The organism is Streptococcus oralis, from assembly GCF_019929365.1.
Taxonomy (GTDB): Bacteria; Bacillota; Bacilli; order Lactobacillales; family Streptococcaceae; genus Streptococcus; species Streptococcus oralis_BT.
Genome location: NZ_JAHZPH010000021.1, coordinates 1 through 756, shown reverse-complemented (window position 1 = coordinate 756; position 756 = coordinate 1). Strand labels below are relative to the sequence as shown.

The 756-nt window shown below is 42.2% G+C and carries 1 protein-coding gene; it reads left to right on the top strand.

From position 1 onward, the window contains the following. Positions 1 to 281, top strand: a 281-nt coding sequence (locus K1I53_RS09290; protein ID WP_223329181.1) for a hypothetical protein, incomplete at its 5' end; no start/stop codon positions are given. Between the last annotated feature and the right edge of the window lie 475 nt (positions 282 to 756).

The following is a 756-nucleotide window of genomic DNA, read 5'->3' as shown; positions in this document are numbered from 1 at the left end:
CGGAATCTCTAAAGGATATATTCAATAGTTTCAATGAACTGGCGGCAGAGAATCGTTTACAGCAAAAAAAGAGTGAGTTGGAAGGAAGGACTGAAGTGAACCATGCTAATACAAATGAAGAAGTTCCCTCCAGGCGAACAAGAAGTAGAGACACAAATGCAAGAGGAGCATATAAATTACAAAACACCATCACTGAGGGCCCTAAAGCGGTTCCCACGAAAAAAAGGAGAGTAGCAACGAGGGTAAGGGGCAGAAAATCACGTAATACTTCTAGGGTATGATCCAATATCAAAGGAAATGATAGCATTGAAGGATGAGACTAATCCAATTGAGGAGTGGCAGCATATAGAACAGCTAAAGGGTAGTGCTGAAGGAAGCATACGATACCCCGCATGGAATGGGATAATATCACAGGAGGTACTAGACTACCTTTCATCCTACATAAATAGACGCATATAAGTACGCATTTAAGCATAAACACGCACTATGCCGTTCTTCTCATGTATATATATATACAGGCAACACGCAGATATAGGTGCGACGTGAACAGTGAGCTGTATGTGCGCAGCTCGCGTTGCATTTTCGGAAGCGCTCGTTTTCGGAAACGCTTTGAAGTTCCTATTCCGAAGTTCCTATTCTCTAGAAAGTATAGGAACTTCAGAGCGCTTTTGAAAACCAAAAGCGCTCTGAAGACGCACTTTCAAAAAACCAAAAACGCACCGGACTGTAACGAGCTACTAAAATATTGCGAATACC